This window comes from Okeania sp. SIO3B5, from assembly GCF_010692555.1.
In the GTDB taxonomy this organism is placed as follows: Bacteria; Cyanobacteriota; Cyanobacteriia; order Cyanobacteriales; family Microcoleaceae; genus Okeania.
In genome coordinates this window covers 1-4,327 of sequence record NZ_JAAHHG010000705.1, presented here as the reverse complement: position 1 = coordinate 4,327, position 4,327 = coordinate 1, and the positions used below count along the sequence as shown (strand labels likewise).

Sequence of the window (4,327 nt, the reverse complement as noted above, 5' to 3'; positions counted from 1 at the left end):
ATTTTCGGCATTTCGAGGGGTAGAAAATCACTTTTACGATTCTTCTGACTACTTCTTCTATAATTCCCATTCCTCCTGACTTCACCGATTGCAGGATTGCTGGATTCTACCCCTACCACTCATACTTATTCAGCAAACCCTAATTATTCATTATTCATTATTCATTATTCATTGTTGAAAGTTAGACTAACCAGAAAAGAAATTAGTTAATATCTTAGACAGGAGCTTATGATTAGTTATTTAGATGATTCCAAAGAAATTAAAAACTATACAACTATCATAGAAATACTAAGATATAGAGCCTTACATCAAGCCCAAAAAATAGCTTATATTTTTCTAGAAGATGGAGAAAAAGAAACTGCTAAAATAACCTATCAAGAATTAGATGAAAAAGCCAGAGTTGTAGCTTTTAATATCAAGGAATGGAAAGGGGAAAGAGCATTATTATTATATCCATCAGGATTAGAATTTATAATTGCTTTTCTAGGATGTTTATATGCAGGAGTAATAGCAATACCAGTATATCCTCCTAGAAGAAATCATAACTTATCTCGTTTAATAGCAATAGTAGAAGATTCTACAGCTAAATTAGTTTTAATAGACCAGAATAATTTTACCCAGTTAAAACAAAAATGGGAACAAGAATTAAGCTTAAGCAAATTAAAGTTAATTGCTACTGATGAGATAGAAAATCAAGGAAAAGATTGGATTCCAGAGAAAATAGAACCAAATAATATAGCTTATTTGCAATATACATCAGGTTCAACAGGAAATCCTAAAGGGGTAATAGTAACACATAAAAATATTATTATTAATAACATAGCTATTAATAAATGGTGGGAACTCAAAGAAGATGGTGTAATGGTAACTTGGCTACCTATCTTTCATGATATGGGATTAATTTTCACTATACTAAACCCATTATATAAAGGTAGTCAGTGTGTTTTAATGCCACCAGTAACCTTTGTTCAAAAACCTGTACGTTGGTTAGAAGCAATATCTAAATATAAAGGTACTCATAGTGCAGCACCAAACTTTGCTTATGAATTATCTGCAAGAAAAATAACACCATCTCAAAAAGCAAAGTTGGATTTAAGTAGTTGGGAAATGACTTTAAATGGCTCAGAACCATTAAAAGCTAATGTAATAGAAGAATTTGTTAAAACATTTGCAGAAAATGGATTCTCTGCAGCAGCAATTTCTCCTGGTTATGGTTTAGCAGAAGCAACTTTGGTAGTATCTGCTGTTTATAAAAAAGATTTACCAATATATTGTTATGTTGATACAACAAAATTGCAACAAAACAAAATACAAATAGTTTCAAAACAACATCCTAATGCTCAAACTTTTGTAGGATGTGGATACACAGAAACAGATACTCTTGTACGGATAGTAAATCCAGAAACTTGTCAATTAAGTCAATTAGATGAAATAGGTGAAATATGGGTATCTGGTTCAACAATAGCACAAGGATATTGGCAAAGAAAAGAAGCAACAGAAGAAACGTTTAAAGCTTATATAAAAGAGACAGGGGAAGGACCTTTTTTAAGAACAGGAGATTTAGGATTTATTGACAAAGGAGAATTATTTGTCACGGGAAGAATCAAAGATTTAATCATAATTAGAGGCAGAAATTATTATCCTCAAGATATAGAATGGACGGTAGAAAATTCGCACTCTGGATTACGAAATCATTTTAGTGCAGCATTTAGTATAGAAATAGAAGGAGAAGAACAATTAGCAATAGCTTGTGAAGTAGAGCGAACATATATTAGAAAATTAAATGTAGAGGAAGTAGCCGCAGCAATTCGTCATCAAGTCTGGCTTGAACATGAGTTAAAAGTCAGTACAATTTTATTACTAAAAACTGCAACAATACCCAAAACATCTAGTGGAAAAATTCAGCGTAGAGGTTGTCGGGAAAAATGGCTTAAAGGAGAATTAGATTTAGTAGGGGAATGGCAACAGGAAAGTAAAATTAAGCCATTAACAAATGAAAAAGATTCAATTTATCAGGAAAGTAAGTTAAAAGCAGATCGCTTAATCGAATGGTTACGTCAATATGCAGCTAAAAGAATAAATTCTCGTTTAATTGATGAACGTCGTTGTATTCCTCCTTATATTGTTATAGATTTTGCAAATCAAGGACTTTTAAGCTTACAAGTTGAGAGTAAATATGGTGGATTAGGTCTTAATCATCAAGACACAATGAGAGTATTAGAACAATTAGGAGGAATTGATTTAAGTTTAAGCTTATTTGTGGTAAATCATAATTTATTAGGAGTTCGTCCTTTGATGAAGTCTGCTACTAATCAATTTAAACAAGAATTACTCTCGAAAATAGTTAATAGAAAAGAAATAATTGCTTTTGCTTTAACTGAAGCAGGTGCAGGGTCAAATCCTAGATCAATTATTAGTAAAGCTATCTATAAAAGTGAAGGAAAATGGTTATTAGAAGGAGAAAAAATTTGGATTGGTTCAGCATCTTGGGCTAGTTTTATTAATGTTTTTGTCCAACAAGAAGATGAAAAAGGACAATTAATGGGGATTAGTGGATTTATTGTTCCTCAAAATTCAGAAAACTTAGAAAATGGGAAAGAATCTCTCACAATGGGAATGAGAGGAATGGTTCAAAATGGTATTATCTTCAAAGGAGTGGAAGTTCAGGAAGAACAACTTTTAGGTAAGTTGGGTAAAGGAATGGAAATAGCTCAAGAAGCGATGATGTACACTCGTTTGGGGCTCGCAGCAATTTGTCTTGGAGCGATGAAACGGTGTAGTCAATTAATTTTAAGATATAGTTCTCAACGTATAATTTCTACTGGTTGTTTATTAGATAATCCTGTTACTTTAGTTCGCTTAAATCAGCTTAAAGCAGCTATTACGGCTATACAGTCTTTAGTTTATGGGATAACGAAATTATTAGATGAAGGATTTAAAATTCCCGCAGAAATTTATACTGCTTGTAAAACATCTGCTCCTGAATTACTGTGGAAAGCAACTGATGATTTAGTGCAATCTTTAGGAGGTAGGGGGTATATTGAAACTAATATTGCTCCTCAAATTCTTAGAGATGCAAGAGTAATTCGTATTTTTGAAGGGCCTACGGAAGCATTAAATATGTTTTTAGGTTCTCGTATTTTTCATCAAGCTTCTGAACTTTATCAATTTTTGACAAGCAAATGGAACGCAGTAGAAATTGTTCAAAAATTAAATTTGGAAGTAGAACAAGTCAAAGAGGAATTCAAGAAAATTTCCCCCTTTAGAGAACATGAAAATAACTTGAGATGGATTTATATCTGTCTCGGAGAATTGGTAACTTGGGCAATTTTATTAGCAGCAGTGAAAGCAGAAGAAGCTACTGAATCAACTTCATCTTTAAACTATGCTGAAAAATGGTTAAGATACCAATGGCAGCAAAAAGTAGATAGTATTTTTAATGAAATTTCAGTGTTAACTGAGATATCAGAAGCAGAAACTTTGACAAAAGAAATTGGTAATTATGTAGATAGTATTGGAGATATAGAACAAACTTTAGCGGGAGAAAATCATAAATTAGATTCTTTAATATCTTTACAATTAAAAGAAATTAAAGAAAAAGTAGATGTTCAGCCTATAAATGGTGTAGAGCTACAACAAGAGTTAAACTCAAAAATTCAAAATTCAACTGAGTCTTTAGTTCGTAATCAAAATCAAAGTCAAACTATTGAACAATGGTTAATGGAATGGTTGGCTAAACAACCAGAAATTGCAGCTAATTCTCTAAATCTGCAAAAATCATTTGCTGATTATGGAATGGATTCGGTGATGTCAGTAGAATTAATCAGTGAATTAGAAAATTGGCTGAATAAAACTTTAGATGTAAGTTTACTTTGGAATTATCCTAATGTTCAATCTTTAGCTCAATATTTAAGTCAATATTTAAGTCAAGAAGTTAAGCTCGAAACAGAACCAGATAAAACATATATTCCTCCAACTAAAAACTTAGAAAATGAAAAAACTTTAACAGATTCAGAAGTTGAAATAGCTATTGCTTCTAAACTATCTCAATTGAAAAAATTATTAAATGATAATTAGGGCTTGCTGAAAAAGTTTTTTTGTCAGGGGAGAATCCAGAATCCAGAATTCAGAATCCAGAATTCAAGAGTAATGAGAATTATAGAAGAGGTAGCCAGAAAAATCTTCCCTTGATTTTCTTCCCTTCGAAATGCCCAAAATGCGCTCCTTTTTGAGCGATTGGAGCTGAAAACCAGGTACTTTTTCAAGACCTAAAAAGGCTAAAACCTTTATCTGTAAAAGCTTTGATATTTAATCAGCAAGCCCTAAA

1 protein-coding gene is annotated in these 4,327 nt (G+C 31.9%); it reads left to right on the top strand.

Features of this window, described 5'->3' with window-relative positions; translation table 11 throughout:
* Window positions 1–228 precede the first annotated feature (228 nt).
* Window positions 229–4,077 (top strand): AMP-binding protein, encoded by a 3,849-nt coding sequence (locus F6K54_RS41215; RefSeq protein ID WP_293090281.1) that lies wholly within the window; start codon window positions 229–231, stop codon window positions 4,075–4,077.
* Window positions 4,078–4,327: the final 250 nt, after the last annotated feature.